Source organism: Streptomyces sp. MMG1121, from assembly GCF_001280015.1.
Lineage (GTDB): Bacteria > Actinomycetota > Actinomycetes > Streptomycetales > Streptomycetaceae > Streptomyces.
The window spans coordinates 45,205-70,452 of record NZ_LGDV01000025.1; the positions used below are offsets into that span (position 1 = coordinate 45,205).

The 25,248-nt window shown below is 73.1% G+C and carries 28 protein-coding genes and 1 riboswitch; of the genes, 12 read left to right on the plus strand and 16 right to left on the minus strand.

Annotated elements, in window-relative coordinates; all coding sequences use genetic code 11:
- Positions 1-91 precede the first annotated feature (91 nt).
- From ADK64_RS04225 to ADK64_RS04245, 5 genes are all read right to left on the minus strand, one after another.
- The gene (locus ADK64_RS04225) at positions 92-802 is read right to left on the minus strand and encodes a VIT1/CCC1 transporter family protein (protein ID WP_053654921.1); all 711 of its coding nucleotides are present in this window, start codon (positions 800-802) and stop codon (positions 92-94) included.
- A gap of 84 nt (positions 803-886) precedes the next feature.
- On the minus strand, positions 887-2,116 hold the full coding sequence (locus ADK64_RS04230; RefSeq protein ID WP_053654923.1) for an amidohydrolase family protein: 1,230 nt from the start codon (positions 2,114-2,116) through the stop codon (positions 887-889).
- Positions 2,113-3,408 (minus strand): amidohydrolase family protein, encoded by a 1,296-nt coding sequence (locus ADK64_RS04235; RefSeq protein ID WP_053654925.1) that lies wholly within the window; start codon positions 3,406-3,408, stop codon positions 2,113-2,115. Before ADK64_RS04235 ends, ADK64_RS04230 begins: the two co-directional genes overlap by 4 nt.
- A 12-nt stretch (positions 3,409-3,420) precedes the next feature.
- Positions 3,421-4,305, minus strand: a complete 885-nt coding sequence (locus tag ADK64_RS04240) for an SDR family NAD(P)-dependent oxidoreductase (protein ID WP_053654928.1) — start codon at positions 4,303-4,305, stop codon at positions 3,421-3,423.
- Entirely contained in the window at positions 4,305-5,102 is a 798-nt protein-coding gene (locus tag ADK64_RS04245; RefSeq protein WP_053654930.1) for an acetoacetate decarboxylase family protein, read from the minus strand. The genes ADK64_RS04240 and ADK64_RS04245 overlap by 1 nt, the downstream gene beginning before the upstream one ends.
- A gap of 117 nt (positions 5,103-5,219) precedes the next feature.
- Between ADK64_RS04245 and ADK64_RS04250 the strand changes: the two genes are divergently transcribed.
- From ADK64_RS04250 to ADK64_RS04275, 6 genes are all read left to right on the plus strand, one after another.
- Positions 5,220-5,885 carry a TetR/AcrR family transcriptional regulator gene (locus tag ADK64_RS04250; protein ID WP_053654932.1) on the plus strand — a complete coding sequence of 222 codons (666 nt, stop codon included), beginning with the start codon at positions 5,220-5,222 and terminating at the stop codon, positions 5,883-5,885.
- Positions 5,886-6,004: 119 nt separating this feature from the next.
- Complete coding sequence (locus ADK64_RS04255) at positions 6,005-6,988, plus strand: DEDDh family exonuclease (protein ID WP_053655163.1); 984 nt, start codon at positions 6,005-6,007, stop codon at positions 6,986-6,988.
- 124 nt (positions 6,989-7,112) lie between these two features.
- Complete coding sequence (locus ADK64_RS04260; RefSeq protein WP_053654934.1) at positions 7,113-7,346, plus strand: hypothetical protein; 234 nt, start codon at positions 7,113-7,115, stop codon at positions 7,344-7,346.
- A gap of 50 nt (positions 7,347-7,396) precedes the next feature.
- Positions 7,397-8,188 (plus strand): SURF1 family protein, encoded by a 792-nt coding sequence (locus ADK64_RS04265; protein ID WP_053654936.1) that lies wholly within the window; start codon positions 7,397-7,399, stop codon positions 8,186-8,188.
- A 90-nt stretch (positions 8,189-8,278) separates the two neighbouring features.
- Positions 8,279-10,063 carry a glycoside hydrolase family 15 protein gene (locus ADK64_RS04270; protein ID WP_053654937.1) on the plus strand — a complete coding sequence of 595 codons (1,785 nt, stop codon included), beginning with the start codon at positions 8,279-8,281 and terminating at the stop codon, positions 10,061-10,063.
- A gap of 5 nt (positions 10,064-10,068) precedes the next feature.
- Positions 10,069-10,824 (plus strand): SDR family oxidoreductase, encoded by a 756-nt coding sequence (locus ADK64_RS04275; RefSeq protein ID WP_053654939.1) that lies wholly within the window; start codon positions 10,069-10,071, stop codon positions 10,822-10,824.
- Positions 10,825-10,828: 4 nt separating this feature from the next.
- Here the strand turns inward: ADK64_RS04275 and amaP are convergent, their stop codons facing one another.
- From amaP to ADK64_RS04300, 5 genes are read right to left on the minus strand one after another with little or no spacing between them, the layout of a single operon-like run.
- On the minus strand, positions 10,829-11,410 hold the full coding sequence (gene amaP / locus ADK64_RS04280) for an alkaline shock response membrane anchor protein AmaP (protein WP_053654941.1): 582 nt from the start codon (positions 11,408-11,410) through the stop codon (positions 10,829-10,831).
- Positions 11,411-11,414: 4 nt separating this feature from the next.
- Positions 11,415-12,023: a DUF6286 domain-containing protein gene (locus ADK64_RS04285; RefSeq protein ID WP_053654943.1), complete on the minus strand. Its 609-nt coding sequence runs from the start codon at positions 12,021-12,023 to the stop codon at positions 11,415-11,417.
- On the minus strand, positions 12,020-12,394 hold the full coding sequence (locus ADK64_RS04290) for a hypothetical protein (protein WP_053654945.1): 375 nt from the start codon (positions 12,392-12,394) through the stop codon (positions 12,020-12,022). The genes ADK64_RS04285 and ADK64_RS04290 overlap by 4 nt, the downstream gene beginning before the upstream one ends.
- A gap of 6 nt (positions 12,395-12,400) precedes the next feature.
- The gene (locus ADK64_RS04295) at positions 12,401-12,595 is read right to left on the minus strand and encodes a hypothetical protein (RefSeq protein WP_053654947.1); all 195 of its coding nucleotides are present in this window, start codon (positions 12,593-12,595) and stop codon (positions 12,401-12,403) included.
- Positions 12,596-12,648: 53 nt separating this feature from the next.
- A complete protein-coding gene (locus ADK64_RS04300; protein ID WP_053654948.1) occupies positions 12,649-13,119 on the minus strand; it encodes an Asp23/Gls24 family envelope stress response protein in 471 nt (156 codons plus the stop codon).
- A gap of 87 nt (positions 13,120-13,206) precedes the next feature.
- On the opposite strand from ADK64_RS04300, the gene ADK64_RS04305 reads away from it, so the two are divergent.
- Positions 13,207-13,905 carry a hypothetical protein gene (locus ADK64_RS04305; protein ID WP_053654951.1) on the plus strand — a complete coding sequence of 233 codons (699 nt, stop codon included), beginning with the start codon at positions 13,207-13,209 and terminating at the stop codon, positions 13,903-13,905.
- Positions 13,906-13,934: 29 nt separating this feature from the next.
- On the opposite strand, the gene ADK64_RS04310 is transcribed toward ADK64_RS04305, so the two are convergent.
- The 3 genes from ADK64_RS04310 to ADK64_RS04320 form a co-directional block, all read right to left on the minus strand.
- A complete protein-coding gene (locus tag ADK64_RS04310) occupies positions 13,935-14,738 on the minus strand; it encodes an enoyl-CoA hydratase/isomerase family protein (RefSeq protein ID WP_053654953.1) in 804 nt (267 codons plus the stop codon).
- Positions 14,739-14,864: 126 nt separating this feature from the next.
- Positions 14,865-15,086 carry a helix-turn-helix domain-containing protein gene (locus ADK64_RS04315; protein WP_004002281.1) on the minus strand — a complete coding sequence of 74 codons (222 nt, stop codon included), beginning with the start codon at positions 15,084-15,086 and terminating at the stop codon, positions 14,865-14,867.
- Positions 15,087-15,409: 323 nt separating this feature from the next.
- Complete coding sequence (locus ADK64_RS04320; protein WP_053654955.1) at positions 15,410-17,008, minus strand: ABC-F family ATP-binding cassette domain-containing protein; 1,599 nt, start codon at positions 17,006-17,008, stop codon at positions 15,410-15,412.
- A 477-nt stretch (positions 17,009-17,485) separates the two neighbouring features.
- Here ADK64_RS04320 and ADK64_RS04325 point away from each other — a divergent pair, with 477 nt between their 5' ends.
- A complete protein-coding gene (locus ADK64_RS04325; protein ID WP_053654957.1) occupies positions 17,486-18,373 on the plus strand; it encodes a neutral zinc metallopeptidase in 888 nt (295 codons plus the stop codon).
- Positions 18,374-18,442: 69 nt separating this feature from the next.
- Positions 18,443-18,856 (plus strand): VOC family protein, encoded by a 414-nt coding sequence (locus ADK64_RS04330; protein ID WP_053654959.1) that lies wholly within the window; start codon positions 18,443-18,445, stop codon positions 18,854-18,856.
- 43 nt (positions 18,857-18,899) lie between these two features.
- On the opposite strand, the gene ADK64_RS04335 is transcribed toward ADK64_RS04330, so the two are convergent.
- The 3 genes from ADK64_RS04335 to ADK64_RS04345 all read right to left on the minus strand — a co-directional run bounded on the left by ADK64_RS04335 (position 18,900) and on the right by ADK64_RS04345 (position 22,375).
- Complete coding sequence (locus ADK64_RS04335; protein ID WP_199829477.1) at positions 18,900-20,312, minus strand: hypothetical protein; 1,413 nt, start codon at positions 20,310-20,312, stop codon at positions 18,900-18,902.
- 183 nt (positions 20,313-20,495) lie between these two features.
- Positions 20,496-21,623, minus strand: coding sequence for an alpha/beta hydrolase (locus ADK64_RS04340; RefSeq protein WP_053654963.1), 1,128 nt, complete (start codon positions 21,621-21,623; stop codon positions 20,496-20,498).
- Between the two features lie 80 nt (positions 21,624-21,703).
- Positions 21,704-22,375 (minus strand): class II aldolase/adducin family protein, encoded by a 672-nt coding sequence (locus tag ADK64_RS04345; RefSeq protein WP_053654966.1) that lies wholly within the window; start codon positions 22,373-22,375, stop codon positions 21,704-21,706.
- Positions 22,376-22,536: 161 nt separating this feature from the next.
- Here ADK64_RS04345 and ADK64_RS04350 point away from each other — a divergent pair, with 161 nt between their 5' ends.
- The 3 genes from ADK64_RS04350 to ADK64_RS04360 all read left to right on the plus strand — a co-directional run bounded on the left by ADK64_RS04350 (position 22,537) and on the right by ADK64_RS04360 (position 24,959).
- Complete coding sequence (locus ADK64_RS04350) at positions 22,537-23,292, plus strand: lysozyme (RefSeq protein WP_053654968.1); 756 nt, start codon at positions 22,537-22,539, stop codon at positions 23,290-23,292.
- A gap of 143 nt (positions 23,293-23,435) precedes the next feature.
- The gene (locus ADK64_RS04355) at positions 23,436-24,698 is read left to right on the plus strand and encodes an inorganic phosphate transporter (protein ID WP_053654970.1); all 1,263 of its coding nucleotides are present in this window, start codon (positions 23,436-23,438) and stop codon (positions 24,696-24,698) included.
- Between the two features lie 33 nt (positions 24,699-24,731).
- Positions 24,732-24,959, plus strand: coding sequence for a hypothetical protein (locus ADK64_RS04360; RefSeq protein ID WP_053654972.1), 228 nt, complete (start codon positions 24,732-24,734; stop codon positions 24,957-24,959).
- A gap of 172 nt (positions 24,960-25,131) precedes the next feature.
- A riboswitch (cobalamin riboswitch) is annotated at positions 25,132-25,204 on the plus strand.
- Positions 25,205-25,248: the final 44 nt, after the last annotated feature.

Here is a 25,248-nt window from a genome sequence, read left to right on the forward strand (position 1 = left end):
GCGCACCTCACGGTACGCCGCGGCGTCGGCGCCCCGCGCGCCGAGGGTGCTCTGACCGGCGCAGGCACGGCCGGCACGGCGCGCGGACCGCTCACACGCCCGCCGCGCCCAGGAGGCGGCCGGCCGCGTAGGTGACCCCCATGGCCAGGGCCCCGCCGACCACGTTGCGCAGTACCGCTCGCCGGGGGTCCGCCGCGCCGAGGCGGGCGCTGCTCCAGCCGGTGAGGACGAGGGCGGCCAGGACGGAGACGACGGTGACGGGGAGCCGCCAGCCGGCCGGGGGCAGCACGATGGCCAGCAGCGGCAGCAGCGCGCCCACGGTGAAGGCCAGGAAGCTCGCCCAGGCCGCGTGCCAGGGGTTGGCCAGCTCGTTCGGGTCGATACCCAGCTCCACGCGCGCGTGCGCCTGCAGCGGGTCCCGCGCGGTGAGCTGCTCGGCGGCCTCCCGAGCCACCTCGCGGGTGAGGCCGCGCTCCTGCAGCAGACCGGTCAGCTCCCGCAGTTCGGCCTCCGGCTGCTCCCGCAGTTCCCGTTTCTCCGTGGCCAGCGCGGCCCTCTCGGAGTCGCGCTGGGTGGAGACGGAGACGTACTCGCCGGCCGCCATGGACATCGAGCCGGCGAGCAGGCCGGCCAGCCCGGCGGTGAGCAGGGCGGACCGGCTCCCGGTCGCGCCGGCCACACCGACGACGATTCCGGCGGTGGAGACGATGCCGTCGTTCGCGCCGAGCACGGCGGCCCGCAGCCAGTTCAGCCGCGAGCCGAGTGCGCCGCCGTGGGCCTCTTCGTGGGTGGGTTCCGTCACAGCAGGGAGGATCGCACCCCCGGGCCCGCCCGCACCGGACCGACGCCCCCATGCCCCGCGCGCGGGGTCACGGCCTCTCCTGCCTCACCACACCCGTAGCGACGCCCCCCGCGCGAACACCGGGCTGGTCGCGTCCGCCGGGGGTTGCGCCAGCGGCTCGGCGATCTCGGCCACCGTCGGGCCCACCTTCGCCGCGATGGGGTCCAGGAGGGCGAGGTCGAAGCCGTAGACGCGGGCCGCGTTGCCGCCGAGCATGGCCGCCAGCTCCGCGCGCGGGACGCCCGCGTAGGCGAACCGCAGGGCCTCGCGGGTGTACGGGTGGGTGCCCTCGTCGTGCGGGTAGTCGCTGCCCCACATGATCTTGTCGACGCCGATGCGGTCGCGCAGCGGCACCTCGTGCGGGCGCATGAAGCTGGCGCCGACGTAGCAGTTGTCCCGCCACACCCGGGAGGGCGCCGCGCCCATGCCGGCGGCCAGACCGGCGCCGAACCTGGCCTCGGCGGTCTCGGCCTTCGTGGCCGCCGCGACCAGCCGGGCGTGGTAGTAGTCCAGCATGCCGAGCACTCCGGGGATCCAGCCCGAGCCCTGTTCGGTCAGGACCAGCCGCAGCTCCGGATGGCGGCGGAAGGCGCCGCCGAACACCAGGTGCCACAGGGCGCGGTGGGAGAACCAGGTCGTCTCCACCATGAACACCGCGCGGGCGGCCGGTTCCTCGCCGAGCGGCGGGGAGGCCGAGCCGGCGTGGTGGTTGACGGGGACGCCGAGTTCGGCGCAGGTGGCCCAGACCGGGTCGTACGTCCGCGAGTACAGCTCGGGCAGCCCGCAGCCGGGCGGGGTGCCGGGCAGCATCAGACCGCCCTTCAGGCCCGCCGAGGCGGCCCGGCGGATCTCCTTCACCGCCTCCTCGACGTCGCCCAGCAGGATCTGGAAGACACCCGCCCGGCGGCCCGGCGCGGCGGCGCAGAAGTCCGCGAGCCAGCGGTTGTGGGCGCGCAGGCCGGCCCAGCGGCGTGCGAGGTCCTCGGGACCGGTCGGCTGGGCCATGAGCGAGCTGGACGGGAAGAACGGCGGAATGGTGTTCGGGAAGATCACCTCGGCGACGATCCCGTCCGCCTCCAGCTCCGCGAGGCGCCGCTCAGAGTTCCAGTTCCGGTCGGCGTAGTCGGCGAGCAGGTCCTCGTGCGGGTTGACGTAGGTGGCCGCCCAGACGTCGAAGTCGTCGTGGTACCGCTTCTCCAGGTACGGCTTGTAGTCCAGCAGGTCGGCACCCGCGTGGCAGTCGGCGGAAATCACCGTGTAGCGGTCGTCGTTCATCGCGTCGCCCCCAGGACCGGGAAGTCGTGGCCGGTCAGCCAGTGCCGGCCCGTCTCGCGCGAGCGCGCCCAGGAGGCCTCGACGGCCGCCTGGTCGGCCGGCTGGCCGAGGTCGGCGGGGGTGGGGCCGATGCGGCGGGCCAGGGGCGCGAGCCCCTCGGTGTCGAAGCCGAAGACCTCGGCGGCGGCGAGACCGAGCATCCGGCGGGTCTCGCTGACGGGGATGTCGTGGAAGGTGCGGCGCAGCCACGCGCGCGTGTCGGGCCAGGTGCCCTCGGGGTGCGGGAAGTCGCTGCCCCACAGGATGTTGTCGACGCCGATCTCGTAGCGCTGGGCCAGCTCACGCCGTTTGGTGTTGGTCGCGCAGACGAAGACCTGCCGGTCCAGGTACTCGTGCGGCGGGCGCTTCAGCTCCTCGAACGGCGAGAGCTTCTTGCCGCCGTGCGCGCCGAGGTAGAGGCGGTCCATGAACCACAGCAGGTTCGGCAGCCACCAGCAGCCGGACTCGGCGACGCCGAAGCGCAGGCCCGGGTGGCGTTCGAAGACGCCGGACCAGAGCAGGAACCACAGCGGCCGGGCCGGCCACCAGGTCACCTCGCTCACGTAGATGCCGAGGTGGTCGCCGTACTCCTCGCGCGGGGCGGCGCCGGAGTGGGTGAGCACCGGCATGGCGCACTCGGCGGCGGCCGCCCACACGGGGTCGTAACGGCGGTCGTGGTACGGCTCCTTGTCGACCCACATGGAGGGGATCATCAGGGCGCCCAGGCCGGACTCCCTGGCACGCTGGACCTCGGCGACGACCTCGCGGACCTCGCCGGTGATCGGCAACAGGGCGACGCCGCAGTGCCGTTCGGGATGCGCGGAGACGAACTCCGCGAGCCAGCGGTTGTGCGCCTTGGCGCCCGCCATGCCCAGCTCGGGGTCCTGGTCGCCGCTCAGGCCGAGGCCGACGCCGAAGGGGGCGGCGGTGCGGCTGTCGACGGCGTCGGCGTCCGGGAAGACCACCTCGGCGGCCACGCCGTCCCCGTCCAGCTCCTTCAGCCGCTGCGCGCTGTCCCAGCCGCCGCGCAGGCCCTCCTCGTTGTCCTCGAACCACTTGGCCGCGAACGCCTCGTTGCGGATGCCGAGCCGGTTCATCTCCTCGCGGCGCCGGTCGCGGCCCGCGAGGAACTCGTCGAAGTCCCGGTGGAAACGGGACTCCAGATAGGGCCGGTACTCCTCGGTGGGCAGTCCGGCATGACAGTCGGAGGAGATGATCAGATACGGGTCCCCGCCGGAAACGGCGTCGGTCATCGCGGCCCCCTCTCAGTCCAGGATGAAGTTTTCGAGGTACGACGGGTTCGCTCGGTCCAGCATCGAGCGGGCCCGCGCACGGATCTGGGCGTCGCTGTGCTCGCTCGCCGGCAGCAGCCAGAAGCGGTCCGCGCGGATGCCGTCCACGACGAGGCCGGCGACCTGCTCGACCGGCGTGAAGCGGACCTCCTTGCCGGATGCGCGCATCGCCGCCTCCCACTGGTCGAGGCTGCGGTACGGCGTCTTCCGGGGACGCTGCTTGGCGTAGCGGGCGGGGCGGTTGCGGTGCGACTCCCACAGGCCGGTGCGCAGCATGTGCGGGCCCGGGAAGAGCACGGAAGCGCCCACGCGCGCGTGCTCGGCCTTGAGATGGGCGTACAGGGACTCGGTCAGGGTGACGACGGCCGCCTTGGTGACCGCGTAGACGGAGGCGGTCGGCAGCGGTGCGATACCGCCGTCACCGGAGGACGTGTTGACCACATGACCGGGTTGACCGGAGTTGATCATCCGTGGAACGAACGCCTGGACACCGTGGAAGACGCCCCACACGTTGACGGCGAACGCCCACTGCCAGTCGTTCGGTTCGTGCTCCCACATCCGGCCCTCGGCTCCGGAGCCGACACCCGCGTTGTTGCACAGGACGTGCACCGCGCCGTAGGTGTCGTACACCGTCTCGGCCAGCTCCATGACCTCGGCGCGCTCGCCGACGTCCACCACGCGCGTGTGCACGTCGGCGCCCGCCGCGCGCAGTTCGGCCGCGGCCTTGCCGAGGGCGGCCTCCTCCACGTCGGCGAGGACCACCTTCAGGCCCTCGGCCGCGAACCGCCGGGCCATCGCGAGCCCGATCCCGCTCGCCGCCCCGGTGACGACGGCGACCTGTCCCGCCTGCAGATCCATCAGTGGCTCCCCTCGGGCGGCGCGTCGAGGATCTGGAGCGGATCGTCGTAGCGCTGATGGATGTACGGCAACAGCGCCTGGGCGTTGACGCGTTCGACCACCCGGCCGCTCTGGTCGCTGGTCTTCTCGCCGATGGTGATCTCGCGCAGGCGCAGCACCGGCAGGTCGGCCACGGGGTCGTACGCCGACTCGCGCAGGACGACGTCGCCGCCGATCCGCTCCAGCCGGCGCACCTTCTCGTGACGCACGCAGTGCACCAGCACCGGGTCGGTGTCGAAGCCGGAACCGTCCACGGCGGGAAGGAACTTGAAGTAGAAGTCGGTCTTGCGGGAGGGCTCGGGCACGGGCAGCTCCCCGCTCACCGCGCCACGCACCTCGACGAAGGCGATGCCGTGCCGGGCCAGGGCCGCGCGCACGGCCGGGCCGTCGCGCTCGACGGTCACCTCGCCGAGCTTCTTGGGCTCGCCGAAGACCTCGCGGCCGCCGGTGAGGGCGCGCTCGTGGGTCATCGGCATGACCAGCGGATACCAGCCCTCGACCGTGCCGTGCGCGGCGGCGACCGCGAACGAGCCCGCGCCGAGCGGGTATCCGGGCAGGTCCACCGTGCTGATGTTCACCCGGACGAGCGGGAGACCGGTGGGTTTCAGAGGTGGCGGCAGCACCGCCGCGACGGCGTCCGGGTCGGTCTCCCAGACGGCCACCACACCGGTGGACCAGATGTCGGGAAGCCGCGCGCTCGCGGTGCGCGTGGCGGAGACCTCCCGCTCGGTCCGTGCGCCGTACCGTGCGCGTGTCATACGCCGTACCGCCCTTCTTCCGGCAGCCCAGTTCCTGACTGGCCGTCACCTGTAACACAGTTACAGCAGACCTCGTGCGGGGTAAAGACCCGTGTACGAACGCGAGTTGGGGGGATCATGCCGAACGGGGCGAGAGGTGCACTGAGCCGGGAGGCGGTGCTGGCGGCCGCCGCGGGTCTGGTGAAGGAGCACGGACCGGACGCGCTCACCATGCGGGGGCTCGCCGCCGAGCTGGGCACGGCCGTGACGTCGATCTACTGGCACGTGGGCGGCCGTGAGGCGCTGCTCGACGCCCTCGTGGAGCGGACCATGGCCGAGCTGGGCGAGATCCGGCCGTCCGGGCACACCCCCGAGCAGCGCGTGGTCGGCGTCGCGTGCGCCCTGCGCCGCCAACTGCGCGACCATCCGCATCTGGTGGCGCTGGTGCACGAGCGGGGGCTGACCGAGCGGATGTTCCTGCCCGCCCAGCGGGTCCTGGTGCGCGAGGCGCACGCGGCCGGGCTGCGCGGCACCCGGGCCGCCGAGTTCGTACGGGCCGTGCAGTTCCAGGTCGTCGGGCATGTGCTGGTGGAGCGTAACCGCGAGCGGGCTCCGGCGCAGCATCCCGGCGAGGAGGAGCTGTGGGGCGCCGAGACCGCCGGGGACGACCCCGCGCTGGCCCGCGCGCTGGCCCGCCCGGTGGACACGGAACGGCTGTTCCGGACGGCCGTACGCGCGCTGGTACGGTCCCTGCTGGCACCGGCCGACCGCTCACCCGCCCGTCCGTCCGACCCGGTCGGCTGAGCGGCACGGCCGCAAGCACGCACGCGTGTGCGGCTCCCGAGCGCCCGGACGGAGCCGGGTCACCGGGACCGGTACCTGCGGGACCGTGCTGTCAGTGAGGGCCCGTATCCTCAATGACCATGCTCGAAGACCGTGCGACCGCAGTGTCCTCCCCCACCCAGTGGCCGGCCGCGTACCCGAAGGGATACGCGGTCGTTGACGTGGAGACCACCGGCCTGGCCCGGGACGACCGGATCATCTCGGCGGCCGTCTACCGGCTGGACGAGCGCGGCGCGGTCGAGGACCACTGGTACACGCTGGTCAACCCGGAGCGCGATCCGGGACCCGTGTGGATACACGGCCTGACGAGCGAGACCCTGGAAGGGGCGCCGCTCTTCGGAGACATCGCGGAGGAGTTCGCCGCCCGGCTGGACGGCCGGGTGCTCGTCGCGCACAACGCCGTCTTCGACTGGCAGATGATCGCGCGGGAGTACGCGCGCGCGAAGCGCGAGGCTCCGGTGCGCCAGCGCCTGTGCACCATCGCGCTGTCGAAGGAGCTGGGGCTGCCGCTGCCCAACTTCAAACTGGAGTCGCTGGCGGCGCACTACGGGGTCGTGCAGCAACGTGCGCACCACGCGCTGGACGACGCGCGCGTGCTGGCGGAGGCGTTCCGGCCGAGCCTCCTGGCCGCGGCGGCGGGCGGCGTGCGGCTGCCGCTGCTGGAGTGCCGGTCGTTGACGGAGTGGTCGGACCGCCCGGTGCCCCGGCAGTCGTCCGGCGGCTACGGAGGCTTCCGTCCGGGCAGTTGGCGCGCGCCCCGGAAGCGGCCCGCCTGCCCCTACCCCAACCCCGGACGGTACGAGGACGGCAAACGCCTCAAACAGGGCATGCGGGTGGCGTTCTCCGGTGACACCTCCGTCGACCGCGAGCTGCTGGAGGACCGGGCGGCCGAGGCCGGACTGCACGTGGCGACCAGCATCTCCCGGCTGACCAGCCTGCTGGTGACCAACGACCCCGACTCGGGCACGTCCAAGGTGGTCAAGGCGCGGCAGTTCGGCACACCGGTGCTCGACGAGGCCGCCTTCGGGCAGCTACTGCGGGATGTCGAGCCCGCCGACGGGTGACCGGCCGATGCGCGACCGAGGGGTGCGGGACCGTACGCCACATGACCGTACGAACGGGTGATTGTCGTAGGACTCACCCACCGGCCACTCGCCCGCACCCCGGCGACGGCCCACCCTGTGGCGCATGGCGAAATGTGAAGTTTGCGGCAACGACTACGGAATGACCTTCGAGGTCCACGCGCAGGGCGCGGTGCACGTCTTCGACTGCTTCTCCTGTGCGATCCACCGCATGGCACCGATCTGCGACCACTGCCGGGTGCAGATCATCGGCCAGGGAGTGGAGGCGGAGGGCAGCTGGTACTGCGGCGCCCACTGCGCCCGCCAGGACGGCAAGACGGGAGTGGTGGACCGGGTGTGACCCGGGTACCCCCCTGAAGGCGCCCCACGGCCCGGAGGTACCGTCGTGGGGTGCGCCGCTACCGCTTCCTGTTGTCCGCCCAGTGGGTGATCCTCACCCTCGTCTCGATCGCGCTGATCCCGACGATGATCCGGCTCGGCATCTGGCAGGGGCACCGGTACGACGAGCGGACCGCGCGCAACAACCTGGTCTCCTCCGCACTGCACGCCAAGCCCGTGCCGGTCGAGCAGCTGTCCGCTCCCGGGCACGCCGTGACCCGCACCGAGAAGTACCGCACGGTCACCGCGACCGGCACCTTCGACACCGCCAAGGAGGTCGTGGTCCGACGCCGGACCAACTCCGACGACGAGGTCGGCTACCACGTGCTCACCCCGCTCGTCCTCGCCGACGGCAAGGTGGTGCTGGTCAACCGCGGCTGGATCCCCGCGAACGGCGCGCAGACCGCCTTCCCGAAGATCCCCGCCCCGCCGGCCGGCCGCACCACCATCACCGGACGGCTGATGGCCGACGAGACGACCGCGGCGAGCGGCATCAAGAACGTCAAGGGCCTGCCCGACCGGCAGATCATGCTGATCAACAGCACGGAGGAGGCGCACCGGCTCGGCGCCCAGGTGCTCGGCGGCTATGTCGAGCAGACGGGGCCCCAGACCGACTCCCCGGAGCAGATCTCGGACCCGGGCAGCGAGGACGCCCCGCTGAACTACGCGTACATGATCCAGTGGTGGCTGTTCGCCGCGGGCGTCCCGGTCGGCTGGTGGTTCCTGGTCCGGCGTGAGATCCGCGACCGCGAGGAGGCCGCCGCCGAGACCGCGCCGGAGGAGCCGGAACCGGCCGCCGTATAGCCGTACCGCCGCACCGAGCGGCGCGGGCTCCCCGGGCGCACCACCTGTTCGGCCCTCTTGCCCGCCGGGAAAGCCGGGAAACCGCATCCCGTGAACGCGCGCATCGAGGACTACGCCCTCATCGGCGACGAGCAGACCGCGGCCCTGGTCGGCACCGACGGCTCGATCGACTGGCTGTGCCTGCCCCGCTTCGACTCCGGCGCCTGCTTCGCCCGGCTGCTGGGCGACGAGAACCACGGGTACTGGCGGATGGCTCCCGAGGACGCTGGTGTGTGCACCCGCCGCGCCTACCGGCCCAACACGCTCGTCCTCGACACCGAGTGGGACACCGCCCACGGCACGGTCCGCGTCACCGACCTGATGCCGCAGCGGGACCGCGCCCCGGACATCGTGCGCATCGTCGAGGGGATCAGCGGCCGCGTCACCGTCCGCAGCACGCTCCGCCTGCGCTTCGACTACGGCTCGATCATGCCGTGGGTGCGCCGCTCGGACGGGCACCGGGTGGCCGTCGCGGGGCCGGACTCGGTCTGGCTGCGCTCGGAGCCGTCGGTACGCACCTGGGGCGAGGACTACGGCACCCACTCGGAGTTCACCCTCGCCGAGGGCGAGCGGGTCGCGTTCGTGCTCACCTGGCACCCCTCGCACGAGCCGCGCCCGCCGCTCACCGACCCCTACGCGGCGCTGAGCAGCAGTGTCCGGGACTGGCGGCGCTGGGCGGCCCGCTGCCGCTATGCCGGGCCGTACCGGGACGCCGTCGTACGGTCCCTGATCACCCTCAAGGCGCTCACCTACGCCCCGACGGGCGGGATCGTCGCCGCGGCCACCACCTCGCTGCCCGAGGAGCTGGGGGGCGTGCGCAACTGGGACTACCGCTTCTGCTGGCTGCGCGATTCCACCCTCACCCTCGGCGCCATGCTGTCCGCGGGGTACCACAAGGAGGCCGAGGCCTGGCGCGACTGGCTGCTGCGCGCGGTCGCGGGCGATCCGGCGGACCTGCAGATCATGTACGGCGTGGCGGGCGAGCGCCGGCTGCCGGAATGGGAGCTGCCCTGGCTGCCCGGCTTCGCCGGCTCCGCGCCGGTGCGGGTGGGCAACGGCGCCGTGGACCAGCTTCAGCTGGATGTGTACGGGGAGGTGATGGACTCGCTGTGGCTGGCCCGGGACTCAGGGCTGAGCGCCAAGCCCCACATGTGGGCGTTCCAGCGCGCGCTGATGGAGTTCCTGCAGTCGTCCTGGCGCCAGCCCGACGAGGGCCTGTGGGAGGTGCGCGGCGGCCGGCGCCAGTTCGTGCACTCGAAGGTGATGGTCTGGGTGGCCGCCGACCGCGCCGTACGGACGCTGGAACGGTACCCGGAGCTGAGCGGCGATCTGGACGGCTGGCGGGCCATGCGCGACGAGGTGCACCGGGAGGTGTGCGCACAGGGCTACGACCCGCGGCGCAACACGTTCACCCAGTACTACGGTTCGCGCGAGCTGGACGCCGCCCTGCTGATGATCCCCCGTGTCGGCTTCCTGCCGCCCGACGATCCGCGGGTGATCGGCACGGTCGACGCGGTCCGCGCGGACCTGGACCACGGCGGCTTCCTGCGCCGTTACGACATCGACGCCGTCGGCGTGGACGGCATGCCGGGCGGCGAGGGCGCCTTCTTGGCCTGCTCGTTCTGGCTCGCGCAGGCCCTGCACGTGACCGGTCGCGGGGACGAGGCCCGGGAGTTGTTCGAGCGGCTGGTGGGCCTCACCAACGACGTGGGGCTGCTGGCGGAGGAGTACGAGCCGGAGCTGGGCCGCCAGGTGGGCAACTTCCCGCAGGCCTTCAGCCACATCGCCCTCGTGAACACCGCCCTCACCCTCTTCGGGGACGACCAGGCAGGATAGGGGCCATGGATCTTGGACTGAAGGACCGGGTGTACGTCGTCACCGGAGCGACGCGCGGGCTGGGCAACGCCGCCGCGCGGGAACTCGTCGCCGACGGGGCGAAGGTCGTGATCAGCGGCCGGGACGAGAAGCGGGTCGCCGACGCCGCCGCCGAACTGGGCCCGAACGCGCTGGGCGTGGCCGTGGACAACGCCGACGCCGGGGCCGCCGAGCGGCTCGTCGCGGCCGCCCGTGAGCAGTTCGGCGGCTTTCACGGCGTGCTGGTGAGCGTGGGCGGGCCGCCGCCCGGGTTCGTCGCGGACAACACCGACGAGCAGTGGCAGCACGCGTTCGAGTCGGTGTTCCTCGGCGCGGTCAGGCTCGCGCGCGCGGCGGCGGCCGAGCTGGAGCCGGGCGGGGTCATCGGGTTCGTGCTGTCCGCGTCGGTGCACGAGCCGATCCCCGGGCTGACCATCTCCAACGGGCTGCGGCCGGGACTCGCCGGCTTCGCCAAGTCCCTCGCCGACGAGCTGGGACCGCGCGGGATCCGGGTGCTCGGGCTGCTGCCCTCGCGCATCGACACGGATCGCGTGCGCGAGCTGGACGGTCTGTCCGCCGACCCCGAGGCCACGCGGGCCGCGCACGAGTCCAGGATCCCGCTGCGGCGCTACGGGACGCCGGAGGAGTTCGGCCGGGTCGCGGCGTTCCTGCTGTCTCCGGCCGCGTCCTATCTGACGGGGATCATGGTGCCCGTGGACGGGGGCATGCGGCACGGGTTCTGAACGGTCAAATCACCCTTTCCGCACGGTGCTTGACCGTCCGCAGACGTACCTCCGCCGGGAGGGACCCCGTCCTCGCCGACTCGCGTGCGTGCGTCAGTGCCCGCGCCGTGAAGTCCCGCAGGGCCGTCGCCGGGTCCACGTGCGGCTCCAGTTGGAGCCAGATCCTCGCCGTGGGTGCCGTACGGCGGCCGCGCAGGAGGACCTCGGCGTGGGCCACGCCCTCCTGCCGGACGGCGTCCCGGGCCAGCGCCGCCTCCAGGGCCCTGCCGCGCAGGAGGGCGGACTCGCCGTCGCCGGTGTCGACGAGGATCTCGGCCAGCCGGCGGCGGCGCAGCACCGTCGTCAGCCACCACAGGGCGAGCAGGACCAGAACGGCCGGCGCGGCGAGGGCGGTCGGCCACCACCAGTCGGTGTGCCGCCAGCGGGTGCGCTCGGCCCGGCTCAGCAGGACGTCGTGCGCGCCGGTGTGGATCCACCAGGAGGGCACCGGCGCGCCCAGGCCGACGGCCAGCACCGCACCGCCGAGCACGAGCAGGAGCAGGCCGGCGAGAGCAAGCACGACGCGGTTCAGGCGGCCCGTGCGCATCGCCTCACCCCTTCCGTCCGGGCCGGGCCACCCGCAGCGACAGGGTGGGCGGCCGGGCCAGGCCGAGGCCCCGGATCGCGTCGCCCAGCGTCAGGGCCAGGTCGGCGTGTACGTCGTCCAGGTCACGGAAGTGCGACTCGGCGCGGACGTCGGCCCTCGTGCGGCGCATCCGCACCCGCACCGACCGGACCCCGGACACGTCCAGGGCCCGGTCGCGCAGCAGCAGCGCAGCCGCCTCCCGGTCGAGGGCGGCGCGGACCTCGGGGTGCGGGCGCCACATGGGCAGCAGGCCGCGCCGGCCGGGCGTGACCGCGAGGACGATCAGCCACAGGCCGAGGGCGACGGCGACACCCGCGCCGGCCAGCACCCAGGTGTCGTCCAGCTGCCGCTCGGCCAGTTGCCGGGCGAGCGCGCGGCGCCAGTGCATCGCCGGGTGGTGGGCGCGGACGGCGGCGATGTCGTACAGCAGGAGGCCGGCGCCGGCCAGGAGCAGGACGGCGACGACGACGGACGGAACGCGGCGCGGCGACCAGAAGCGACCGCTGCCCTGGACAGCGGGCGGCGCTGCGGCCGGGGCCTTGTCGAGGGTCGGGGGGCCTTGGGGCTCGCTCATCCTGCCCTCCCGTGGACCGCGTCGGCTGCCGGTGCCGGATGCAGCCGCTCGACCTCCACGGCGACCTCGGGCACCTCCATGTCCACCAACGCCCTTACCCGCTCGGCGACTTGGCGACGCACGGCGGCGCAGTGGGCGCCGATGTCGCAGGGGTAGCCGAGTTCGAGGTGCACGCGGATGCGGGCCGCCCGGTGGTGGACGACGACCGTGGCGTGCGGGGCGGCGGCGTCGGCGGGCAGGGGTGGCAGCACCTCGCGGGCGGCCTGTGCGGCGATCTTCGCCACGACCCGGTCGGCGATCCGCAGGGCCCCTCGCTCGCCCGGCGGCGCGAGGGGCGGGCGCGGCCGCGCCACGCCGGTCCCGGCGCTCACCTCAGGTCACCGCCGCCGGTCGCGCCGGTCGTCACGGGTCCGGAAGAAGTCGCCCAGTTCCAGGTCGCCCTCCGCGAACCGGCCGACCACGAACCCGATCGCCCCCAGGGCCGCCACCAGCAGGAACGCGCCGAAACCGCCGAAGTACCCGGCGAATCCCAGCGCCATTCCGGCGATCATGCCGACCACGGCCATGCTCATGCAACGCTCCTCAGCTCGTCGGCGTGCGGGGTCCAGGGCTGTGTCCGAGCCGATCACTGGATCCGGGGCTCGGGCTCCTCGTCCTCCTCCTCGGGCAGCTTGACGTCGCTCACCGCGATGTTGACCTCCACGACCTCGAGGCCGGTCATACGCTCCACGGCGGCGATCACGTTCTCGCGCACCGCTCGGGCGACGTCGCCGATCGAGACGCCGTAGTCCACGACGATCTCCAGGTCGAGTGCGGTCTGCACCTCGCCGACCTCGGCCTTGACGCCCCGTGTCACCGACTTGGAGCCGCCCGGCACCCGGTCGCGCACGGCGCCGAAGGTGCGGGCCAGCCCGCTGCCCATCGCGTGCACGCCGACCACGTCCCGGGCGGCGAGCCCGGCGATCTTCTCCACGACGCCGTCTGCGATGGTCGTCCGGCCGCGGACCGCCGGGTCGCCGCCACCACGCCGGGTGGGCTTGCGGGTCGACAGCCGCTCCTCGTGATCGCCCTCGGGGGTCGCCGTCATGTCGGTCATCGCCGTACGTCCCTTCCGGTCGTCGTCTCCCGACCACGGTACGCATGGTTGCCCGGCAGCGCGCCGGGGATGCGGCAGGCTGGTGGAATGACGGCGGACCGGTGGACACAGACCGTGCGGCACCACGTGGGACTGGGCAGGCTGTTGCCGCTCGGCGGGCCGCGCGACGGCGCGTGGATCGCGGAGGGTGCGGCCGTGGCCGTACTGGGGCACGCGGCGGCGGACGAGGTGCCCGGGGCGCGGCTGGGCACGGTGCGGATCGCGCTCGCCGATCCGGAGGACGTGCACGAGCCCGTCGTACCGGCTCCGCCGGGCGCGCTGCCGCCGGGCGCGCTCCGGCTGACGGCGGACTTCGCGGCGACGGCCGCCGAGCCGCTGCCGGCGGTGGCGTCCCGGCTGCGGCTGGCCCTGGCCACGGCCGCGACGCGGTGCCTCGGGCTCGTGCTGACGGACGTGGACCTACGGGTGACCGACCTGCTGGCAGCGGAGCCGCCGTCGAGGGAGGTACCCGCCCCGCGGCCGACGCCGGCCCGGGAACCCACGGACCCGGACGAGGCCGGCGCGGCCACGGCCGCGCTGTCCGTCCCGGGGGTGAGCGTGCTGACGGGGCTGCGTCTGGAGGAGCGCACGGCCGGGACGGCACTGCCGCACCGGCACGCGCGCGTGGAGCTGGCGACCGGCGCGGATCACCGGGCCGTCGAGGTGGCCCGGCAGGTCCGCGCGGCCGTGCGCGAAGCGCTGGAGGACAGACCGACGGTGACCGTGCTGATCACGGCGGTGAGCTGACCGCTCCGGGCGCCTGCCCGGCGCGGCGGCTACTCGCCGACGCCGGCCAGGTCCCGCAGCCGCCGCGCCTGAGCGGCACGCTCGGCCGCACGCTGCTCGTCGTACGTACGATCCACCGCACCGCGCAGCAACGCCTTGGTCTCGACGACCGCGTCCCGTGGCGCGGCCAGCAGCGCCACGGCCAAGTCCCGCACGGCCTCGTCCAGTTGAGAGCCGGGCACGGCGAGGTTGGCCAGGCCGCTCGTCACCGACTCCTCGGCGCCGACGAACCGTCCGGTGGCGCAGATCTCCAGCGCGCGGGCGTACCCGACGAGACCGACCAGCGGATGCGTACCGGTCAGGTCGGGGACGATGCCGAGGCTGGTCTCGCGCATGGCGAACTGCACGTCGTCCGCGACGACCCGCAGGTCGCACGCGAGCGCGAGCTGGAAGCCGGCCCCGATGGCGTGCCCCTGAACGGCGGCGACGGACACGATGTCGCTGCGCCGCCACCAGGTGAACGCCTCCTGGAATTCGGCGATGGCCGCATCGAGCCCGGCGTCGTCACGGCGCGCGAGATCGGTGAAGGTCGGCTCGCCCGGGATCCCCTCCGGCGTGAACATCTGCCGGTCGAGACCCGCGGAGAAGGACCTGCCCTCGCCGCGCAGCACGACGACACGAACGGAGCCCGGCAGCAGCCGACCGGCCTCGGTGAGCGCCCGCCACAGGGCGGGGCTCTGCGCGTTGCGCTTGGCCGGATTGGTCAGCGTCACCGTGGCGAGCGCGTCGTCGACGGTGAGCCGTACGCCGTCCTTGTCGAGTACAGGAGCGAGGTCCTGGTCGGGCGAAGCCATGGGGCGCCTCCGATGGGTGCGGTCAGTCAGGCGTGCCGCGCACGCTTAAGTGACTGCACAGTAACCACCCGGTCGATCAGACCGCCGACCGGGTGGCCACCATCGAAGCCGATGGGCCGCCCGAAGTCAGGACGATGCGGCCTTCTTGCCCCGGGTCGCTCCGCCACGCCCACGGAGCGTGACGCCCGACTCGCTGAGCATCCGGTGCACGAAGCCATACGAGCGGCCGGTCTCCTCGGCCAGCGCCCGGATGCTCGCACCGGAGTCGTACTTCTTCTTCAGGTCTGCCGCGAGCTTGTCGCGCGCGGCGCCGGTCACCCGGCTGCCCTTCTTCAGAGTCTCGGCCACCCGTGCCTCCTCATGGGAAGTGCGCTCTGGTCTCCTCATGATCACCCCTCCGGGGCGTGATGGCCACCCATTCGGCAAGGTCGGTGGGACATCGTTGTGACGACAGGAGTGGATCCCCACAAGCGGAACAAGGGCTTCCAAGGGCGGCTGTCAACGGGGCTGAACGGGTGGATTCGCGAAGTGCCAGGTCAGAGACGCGAAACGGCCGATCCCTTGGCAACAAAGGGATCGGCCGCGAAATCCGTGTACGACACACGCCGATACGAGGAGATCTCACACAGATGATGGATCACGGATCGGCCGAATGATCCATACGCAGTGGATCACGCGAGGGCGACGAGGTCCGCGTAGTCGGAACCCCACAGGTCCTCGACGCCGTCCGGCAACAGGATGATCCGCTCCGGCTGGAGCGCCTCGACGGCGCCCTCGTCGTGCGTGACGAGGACGACCGCGCCCTTGTAGGTGCGCAGCGCGCCGAGGATCTCCTCGCGGCTCGCGGGGTCGAGGTTGTTGGTCGGCTCGTCCAGGAGCAGCACGTTCGCCGAGGAGACCACCAGCGTGGCGAGCGCGAGGCGGGTCTTCTCGCCGCCGGAGAGGACGCCGGCGGGCTTGTCGACGTCGTCGCCGGAGAACAGGAACGAGCCCAGCACCTTGCGGACCTCGACCAGGTCCAGGTCGGGGGCGGCCGAGCGCATGTTCTCCAGGACCGAGCGCTCGGGGTCCAGGGTCTCGTGCTCCTGGGCGTAGTAGCCGAGCTTGAGGCCGTGGCCGGGGACGACCTCGCCGGTGTCGGGCTGCTCCACCCCGCCGAGCAGCCGCAGCAGCGTGGTCTTGCCGGCGCCGTTGAGGCCGAGGATGACGACCCTGGAGCCCTTGTCGATGGCGAGATCGACGTCGGTGAAGATCTCCAGCGAGCCGTACGACTTCGACAGGCCCTCGGCCATCAGCGGGGTCTTGCCGCACGGCGAGGGCTCGGGGAAGCGGAGCTTGGCGACCTTGTCGGACTGCCGGACCGCATCCAGGCCGGCCAGCAGCTTGTCCGCGCGGCGGGCCATGTTCTGCGCGGCGACCGTCTTGGTGGCCTTGGCGCGCATCTTGTCGGCCTGCGAGTGCAGTGCGGCGGCCTTCTTCTCGGCGTTGGCGCGCTCGCGCTTGCGGCGCTTCTCGTCGGCCTCGCGCTGCTGCTGGTAGAGCTTCCAGCCCATGTTGTAGACGTCGATCTGGGCGCGGTTGGCGTCCAGGTAGAACACCTTGTTGACGACCGTCTCGACCAGGTCGACGTCGTGACTGATCACGATGAAGCCGCCGCGGTAGGTCTTCAGGTAGTCCCGCAGCCAGATGATCGAGTCCGCGTCGAGGTGGTTGGTGGGCTCGTCGAGGAGCAGGGTGTCGGCGTCCGAGAACAGGATCCGGGCCAGCTCGATACGGCGGCGCTGACCGCCGGAGAGCGTGTGCAGGGGCTGGCCGAGCACGCGGTCGGGCAGGTTCAGCGCCGCGGCGATGGTGGCGGCCTCGGCCTCGGCGGCGTATCCGCCCTTGGTGAGGAACTCGGTCTCCTGGCGCTCGTACTGCCTGAGGGCCTTCTCGCGGGTGGCGCCCTGGCCGCCCGCGATGCGCTGTTCGTTGTCACGCATCTTGCGGAGCAGGACGTCGAGGCCGCGCGCGGAGAGGATCCGGTCGCGGGCGAGGACGTCGAGGTCGCCGGTGCGGGGGTCCTGCGGGAGGTAGCCGACCTCGCCGGAGCGGGCGATCTGGCCCCCGGCGGGGATGCCCTCGCCGGCCAGGCACTTGGTGAGGGTGGTCTTGCCGGCGCCGTTGCGGCCGACGAGGCCGATGCGGTCGCCCTTGGCGACACGGAAGGTGGCGTTCTCGATGAGGACGCGCGCACCGGCGCGCAGCTCGATACCGGAGGCGGAGATCACGGACAGACTCCAGGGCGTACAGGAAGGGTCGGGTGGACGGCTGAGGGCGTTCCCGCCGTCTAATGCGCGAGGAGAATGGCCATGGAAGCAGTCTAACGGGGCCGTGCAAGCGGTTTTTCTACGTCCGTGCGTTCGGTCCCGCTCCGGCCCGTGCCCTCGGGCGCCGTTCCCGCAGGTCGTTGCTGGGGGCGGACGGCCCGGGGTGATCCACCCGAGGTCGTCCGGGGCCGTCGGCCGCCCGGTCCGGGCGTGATCACCGGCCTGGGCAGTGCCTCGCGCGCGGCCCGGCCGTCCCGGCACGCGCGCGAGGACGTCCTTTCGCTGCCCACGGCCCCGGATCGGTCGGCGAGCCCGGTGCGGGCCGGGCGGGAGGTCCCCCGTTCGGGTGTTCGTCCGGGGGCGGGGCGGCGCGGCGGGTAGGGATGCCGCCAGGCTTCGCACGACGGGCGCGACGGCGTGGGCAGAGGGCGGTGACGCGTGCAGTTCGACGACGACGCGAACCTGGACACCTCCGAGGTGCAGGACCAGCGCGGCAGCCGGATCCCCGGCGGCAGGGCGACCATCGGGGGCGGCCTGGCCGGGGTGATCGCGCTGCTGCTGGGGCTGTACCTGGGCGTGGGCCCGGACCAGCTCGGGCTGTCCTCCGGCGGCCCGGCCGAGCCCACCGCCTCCTCGCTCGCGCAGGTCCAGCAGTCCTGCCGTACCGGGAGGGACGCGAACGTCCGGGACGACTGCCGGGCGGTGGCCGTGGTGAACAGCGTGCAGGACTACTGGACCCAGGAGTTCCGGCGGCGCGGGGGGACGTACAGCGCCTCGCCGACCGTGTTCTTCAGCGGACGGGTCGCCACCGCGTGCGGCGCGGCGACCTCGGCGGTGGGGCCGTTCTACTGCCCGGGTGACCGCAAGGTCTATCTGGACCTGGGCTTCTTCGACGAGCTGCGCACGAAGTTCGGGTCCACCGGCGGCCCGTTCGCGCAGGCGTACGTGATCGCGCACGAGTACGGTCACCACGTCCAGGATCTGCAGGGCCTCCTCGGCCGTTCCCAGGACGGGCTGACCGGGGCGAACAGCAACTCGGTGCGCACGGAACTCCAGGCCGACTGCTACGCCGGGGTGTGGGCGCACCACGCGACGACGACGCCGGCCGCGTCGACCGGCAGACCGCTGGTCACGAGCCTGAGCGCCGCGGACATCCGGGACGGGCTGGACGCCGCGGCCGCCGTGGGCGACGACCGGATCCAGCAGCGGTACCAGGGCCGGGTGACGCCGGAGACGTGGACGCACGGGTCGGCCCAGCAGCGGCAGCAGTGGTTCCGGCAGGGCTACCGCACGGGCGACATGAGGCAGTGCGACACGTTCCGCTGAGGCGTTGTCAGTGGCGGCTGCGAGACTGAACGAGACGCCGCACAGCCGGCGTACGAAGGAGTGATCGGCATGGCGGGCATGGGTGGTGGACGGCCGAGCATCTATCCCTCGCTGCTGTACGCGGACGCGAAGGCGGCGATCAGACAGCTGACGGAGGCCCTCGGCTTCACGGAGCTGTCGGTGTACGAGACGGCGGACGGCCAGGTGATGCACGCCGAGCTGGTCCAGGGCCACGGCGCGGTGATGATCGGCTCCAAGGGCCGGGGCGGCCGCTTCGACGCCGCGATGAAGGACGCGGGGCCCGCCGGGGTGTACGTCGTCGTGGACGACGTGGACACCCACCACCAGCGGGCACTGGAGCACGGCGTGGAGATCCTCATGCCGCCGACCGACCAGGACTACGGCTCGCGGGACTACATGGCCCGGGACCTCGAGGGCAACATCTGGAGCTTCGGGACGTACGCCCCCGAGATCGGCGCCTGAGACGTCTGCCGCACCCGAGGCGCCCGGGGCGGACGCACGCCGCTCAGCCGCCGGTGTGCACCTGGAACGCGGCCCGGCGCACGGCCTTGGCCAGGGCCGGGTCGGGATGGGCGGCGGCGAGCGCGACCAGGACCTGGACGGTGCGCGGGTGACCGACGGCGCGGACCTCGTCGAGCAGCTGGGGGACGGTGGGCTGCACCGCGGATTCCAGATGCCGGACCAGCATCGGCGCCTCGCCGTGGTCGGCGACGGCGGCCGCGGTGTCCACCCACAGCCAGGTCGCCTCCTCACGGGTGAGGGCCTCGTGGGCGTCCTCCGGGTCGGCCCCGTCGTGCTCGGCGAGCCACAGCAGGGCGTACGGCCTGAGGGCGGGCTCGTCGACGACCGCGTGCACGTCGGGCTCGGCGGGGCCGCCGACGACGCGCAGCGCCTCGAAGGCCAGACCGCGCAGCAGGGCGTCCTCGCCGCGCGCGGCGTCGATCAGCTGGGTGACGGCGCTGCCGACGGGCCGGGCCGCGAGCCAGGCTCGGTACTCGGCGCGGGCCGCGTTGGGGCGCAGCTGGGCGCAGCCGCGGAGCATGTCCTCGGCGGACTGCTCGATGTTGCCGGCGGGGCTCTGCGCGGCCACGCAGATCTGCTCCAGCTTGACCCACACCGCCCAGCTGCCCAGCGGGGTGAGGGTGGCCTGGCCGTCGCCGTAGGTCAGCGCGCCGACGGCGGCGAGGGCCCGCAGCGCCCAGTCGAGGAGGGGCTCCAGCGGGGTGTCCACGGCCGGGGCGGGGTCCACCCGGGCGGCGGCGGAGCGCTCGGTGCCGGGCTCGTAGGAGACCTCGCAGCGTTCGGTGCGCAGTTCGGTGACCCGCTGCTGGAGCAGGTCGAGCAGTTGCACGACCGGGACGGGCCCGGCGGACAGCTGGAGGAAGGAGAGTACCTGGGGCATGGCCGAGACGACCTCGGCGACCGCGGCGGCCTCGTGCTCCTCCGGCTCCGGGGAGGCGAGCGACCAGGCGTCGAAGAGGGCGACCCAGCCGCGCAGTACGGCGCTGTCGTCGCGGTCCCAGGCGCGCAGTCGCCAGCCGGGGCGCGCGCTGTCGCCGTGCACCTCGACCAGTCCGGCGAGGCGGGCGGTGTCCCATTCGGCGCGGATCTGAGCGGCACTCAGGCCGAGGTCGGCGCCCGCACGTTCGGCGGTCGGGTCGGAGAGGGTGGCCTTGCCGTCGGCGGTGGCGCCGGCGCTGCCGGGGCCGAGGACGGCGTCGGCCCAGCGGGCGACGCGGACCGCGCCCGCCAGGCCGGTGCGCGCCATTCTGGCCAGTTCGGCCGGGGCGGGGGTGCCTTCCGGCGGCCGGGGTGAGGGGCGCCTCGGGCGACGCTGGTTCACAGCTCTGGGGGTGGCGGCCAGGGGTCGCGGTCGGACGAGTCGAAGCCTGGAGTCGCGCGGGATACGGGACGTCACAGGTGCAGTCTTCCGGTTGACGGTCCGAAAACCCAAACGGAATGTCACGGCGGGCGACGGGGCTGGCCAACGCACGGGGTTCGACGCGGGGCGAGGTGAGCTGATCAAGCCAGTCGTACGGCCTTAAACGGAATGGCCGGCACCGGGGGATGGCCGCCCATCGGCGGGGTCGTACGAGCCGCCTCACACCAGCGGGGTCATGAAGCGGCGCACCCGCTCCTGGTACGCCTGCGGGTCGGCGTTCCACATCGCCGCGTGCGGGGCCTGCGCCACGGTGTGCAGGGCGACCAGCTCCGGGCGGCGGGCGGCGAGGCGGCGGGAGTACTCCCAGGGGGCGACCTGGTCGTCGGGGCCGTGGAAGATCAGGGTCGGTACGGTGAGCAGGTCGGGGTCGGTGGGCTCGGCGGCCCGGTCGGCGTACAGGCCGGTCCGGCCCTGGGCGGCGCGCACCGCCAGCGGCAGCAGCGGCTGCGGGGTGTGGCGGGCCCGGGCGAGGGCGCGCAGCGTGGCCTCCCAGCTCAGCACGGGTGAGTCGAGGACCAGCCCGGCGATGCGCTCGCGCACCGCGGAGTGCTCTGCGGCGCGCAGGGCCATGGTGGCGCCGGTGGACCAGCCGAGCAGGACGACCCGGCGGGCGCCGTAGCGGACGGCGTAGCGTATCGCCGCGTCGACGTCCCGCCACTCGGTCTCGCCGAGGTGGTTCAGCCCGTCCGGCGGGCGCGGGGCGCCGAGGTCGCCGCGGTAGGCGAGGGCGAGGACGGGCACCCGGCGGGCGTGCAGGGGGCCCATGAGGTTCATGGCCTGTTCCCGGGTGGTGCCGAGGCCGTGCACGGCGATCACCCAGGTGTCCCGGGCCCCGGGCACGAACCAGGCGGGCAGGTTGCCGAGTTCGCCGGGCACGTCGATGTCGGCGTGGTCGAGGCCGAGGGCGGTGTCCGGATTGCCGACGTAGAGGTTCGGGGTGAGCCAGGCCGCGTCGCCGGGGGTGAAGGAGCCGTGGGTGACGCGTTCCAGGCGGCGTACGACGGTGTCGGCGCTGTGCCGGGCCGCCGCCAGGACGGGGCCGACGACCGCGTGGGAGCCGTCGCCGGCGAGGCCGTAGGTGCCGGGGCGCAGGGAGGCGAGGGCGCGGGTGAGCGCGATCCGGCCGGCGGCCGTGCCGTGCACGGTCAGGCGGGGTTCGGTGGGCAGCGGGCGGCCCGCGGGGGCCTTCAGCGCGGCATCGCTGGCGAACCGGCCGGCGGCGACGGATGCCGCGCCGGCGGCCAGGAACGCCGTGACTGCCGTGGCGGTCGCTCTGACGGGACGCACCCCTCCAGTCTCGTGGGGGTTCGTGCCACCGGCCAGCGGAGGGGCGGGCGGAGTCGGACCGTGCGGCGGAGCGGGGCGGATCACTTCCGCTGCCCGTACCCGCGCAGCCGCTCCCCCGCCTCCCTCAGCTGTGTCTCGGTCAGCAGGGACGGGGTCAGGCCCGGCACGCTCGATGCCGTCAGCCACAGGCGGCACATCCACTCCAGCTGGGCGGTGCGGTCGTAGGCCTGGTCGAGGGTGGTGCCGTAGGTGATCGTGCCGTGGTTCTGCAGGAGGCAGCCGGAGCGGCCGGTCAGGGCGCGGAGCATGTTCTCGGCCAGTTCGTCGGTGCCGTAGGTGGCGTAGGGGGCGACGCGGACGGAGCCGCCGAGGGCGCCGGTCATGTAGTGGACCGGCGGGAGTTCGGGCACCAGCGTGGAGACGGCGGTGGCGTGCACGGCGTGGGTGTGGACGATCGCGCGGGCGTCGGTGGTGCGGTAGACGGCGAGGTGCATGGGCAGCTCGCTGGTCGGCACCAGCGTGCCGAACACCTGGCGGCCGGCCAGGTCGACGCCGGTGAGGTCGTCCGGGGTGAGCCGGTCGTAGGGGACGCCCGACGGGGTGACCAGCACGAGGTCCCCGACGCGCGCCGAGACGTTGCCGGAGGTGCCGACCACCAGCCCGTCGGCGACGGTCCGCCGCGCCGTGGCGACCAGTTCCGCCCACATACGTTCCTGTTCCGCGTCCTGCGCGTCCCGCCGCTGTTCAGCCATGCCGCGATCCTGCCGGAAGCCACGCGTGGACGACGTGCCTCCGAATGGGCGGAACTTGTCGCGAATCACCGGAATGCGGCACCGATTCGCTGATAACCGGGCCTTGAATGATCCCTCTTGCTCGCCGGACGACACGCTCGTCCGCCGACCCGGGGAGACACATGGCCAGTGAACGCACCCTGATCCGTCGCCGCCGCGGTGTCCTCGCGGCGGCGACGGCGGTGCTCGCCCTCACGGTGCCCACGGCCGCGGCGGCCGGTCCCCCGGCACTGGCCTCGCCCCGGACCCGGGGGCACGACGTCTCCTCGCACCAGAAGCACGTCGACTGGGAGGACGTACAGGACAAGGGGGCACGGTTCGTCTACATCAAGGCGACCGAGTCCACGGACTACCACAACCCCTACTTCGGCGGGCAGTACGACGGCGCGCGCGAGGCGGGCCTGATCCGTGGCGCGTACCACTTCGCGCTCCCGGACGAGTCCTCCGGCGCCCAGCAGGCCAAGTACTTCCTGGACAACGGGGGCGACTGGCAGGCCGACGGCTGGACGCTGCCGCCCGCGCTGGACATCGAGTACAACCCGTACAGCAAGAAGCACAAGTGCTATGGCGTGAGCAAGAAGAAGATGGTCCGCTGGATCCGGTCCTTCAGCGACGAGGTCAAGCGGCAGACCGGCCGCCGCCCGGTGATCTACACGACGGCCCAGTGGTGGAAGCTCTGCACCGGCAACAGCCGCGCGTTCGCCTCCAAGAACCCCCTGTGGATCGCCCGCCACGGCACCGCGCGGCCGGGGCCGCTGCCGGGCGGCTGGCGGCACTGGACGTTCTGGCAGAACGGCACCCGGGGCAGCCTGCCGGGTGACCAGAATCTCTTCGACGGCTCGGTCGGCCGACTGCGTACCTTCGCGCGGGGCCGGTAGTCAAGGGGCGCCTGGGTCGCCAGCGACGAACGGAACCTCACCCCCTCCCTCCGGACACCGCTACGCCCGGCCCAGTTCACCTTCCGTTCATCCAGGTTGCCTACGTTCGTCCAGCCAACGACCTCGAACGATTGCCTGGGTAAATGGAAAGCTTCTCGCTGATCCTCGCGATTGTGGTGGTAACCGCACTCGCGTTTGATTTCACGAACGGTTTCCACGACACCGCCAACGCGATGGCGACCACCATCTCGACAGGCGCCCTGAAGCCCAAGATCGCAGTGGCCATGTCCGCCGTCCTGAACCTGGTGGGCGCCTTCCTCTCCGTGGAGGTCGCGAACACGATCTCCAAGGGGCTCGTCGACGAGAAGGGCATCCGTCCCGAGGTCATCTTCGCCGCCCTGGTCGGCGCGATCCTCTGGAATCTGCTGACCTGGCTGGTGGGCCTGCCGTCCAGTTCCTCGCACGCCCTGATGGGCGGCCTGATCGGCGCCACCGTCGCCTCCGCCGGTTTCGGCGCCGTGCACGGGGACGTGCTGGTGACCAAGGTGCTGCTCCCGGCGGTCGCCGCGCCGGTCGTCGCGGGCGTCGCGGCCCTGCTGTCCACCCGCCTCTCGTACGGGATCGGCGGCAAGTCCGAGGGCGAGGCCACCCGCAAGGGCTACCGCGCCGGCCAGATCGCCTCCGCCGGACTCGTCTCTCTCGCCCACGGCACCAACGACGCCCAGAAGACGATGGGCATCATCACGCTCGCGCTGATCGCGGGCGGCGCCATCGCCCCCGGCTCGAACCCTCCCACCTGGGTGATCCTCTCCGCGGGCCTGGCCATCGCGCTCGGCACCTACATCGGCGGCTGGCGCATCATCCGCACCATGGGCACGGGCCTGACCGACCTGGAGCCGCGCCAGGGCTTCGCCGCCCAGACCAGTGCCGCGACCGCCATCCTGGCCTCCTCCCACCTGGGCTTCTCCCTGTCCACCACGCACGTCGTCTCCGGCGCCGTGATGGGCACGGGCCTCGGCCGCAAGGGCGGCGTGGTCCGCTGGTCCACCGCGACCCGCATGCTCGTCGCCTGGGTCCTCACCCTCCCGGCCGCCGCGCTGGTCGGCGCGGGCGCCGAGTCCGTGACGGACCTCGGTGACTGGGGCACCGCCGTGGTCGCGGTCTTCCTGGTCGCCGCGAGCGCCGCGATCTGGAAGATCTCCCGCCGCGAGGTCGTCGACGCCACCAACGTCGTCGAGGAGAGCGCACCGCCGGCCGGCGTGGTGACCACCGCCATCGCCGCGGTGACCCCGCCCCCGGCCGGCACGATCGGCGACGACCTGACGGCCACGATCGCCTCCCCGGCCGCGTCCCCGGCCACCGCCGAGACCGCCGCTCCGGCCGCCCCGCCGACCGCCACCGTCTGACCCGGCCACTCCGGTTAACAAGGAAGCATCCCCATGAAGATCGACTGGTCGGCCATCGGCTCCGTCTTCGGCGTCAGCCTCGTGTTCACGGTGGGCCTGGTGGCCCTGTTCACCCTCGGCATCAACGGTCTGGCCCGGCGCGAGAAGGCCGCGGCGCAGGGTGACTCCGCCGCCCTCGCCGTCACCGGCGCCTACGTCTGCTTCGCGGCCTGCGCGGCGGCGGTGGCGTACGGCATCTTCCTGATCGTGGCCAAGGCCTGACAGCGCCCGAACCTCGGCAAGGCTCCTCTCCGGCGACATCCGCAGAGGAGCCTTCCGCATGTCCGCACGCCCGCGATGTGGGGATCGGCACACTCTCCCCTCGCAGGTCAACGGCAAGTTGACGGCCCTTCCGGGCGCGTGGTGGACTGCCCGGGCCATGTACGGCGGCAGCAGAGGAAGCCGGTGCGAATCCGGCGCGGTCCCGCCACTGTCACCGGGGAAGAACCCCCGGGAGCCAGGAACTCTCGCCGCCGCATCTCGTCGAACCAGGGCGCGGACACCCTGAGTG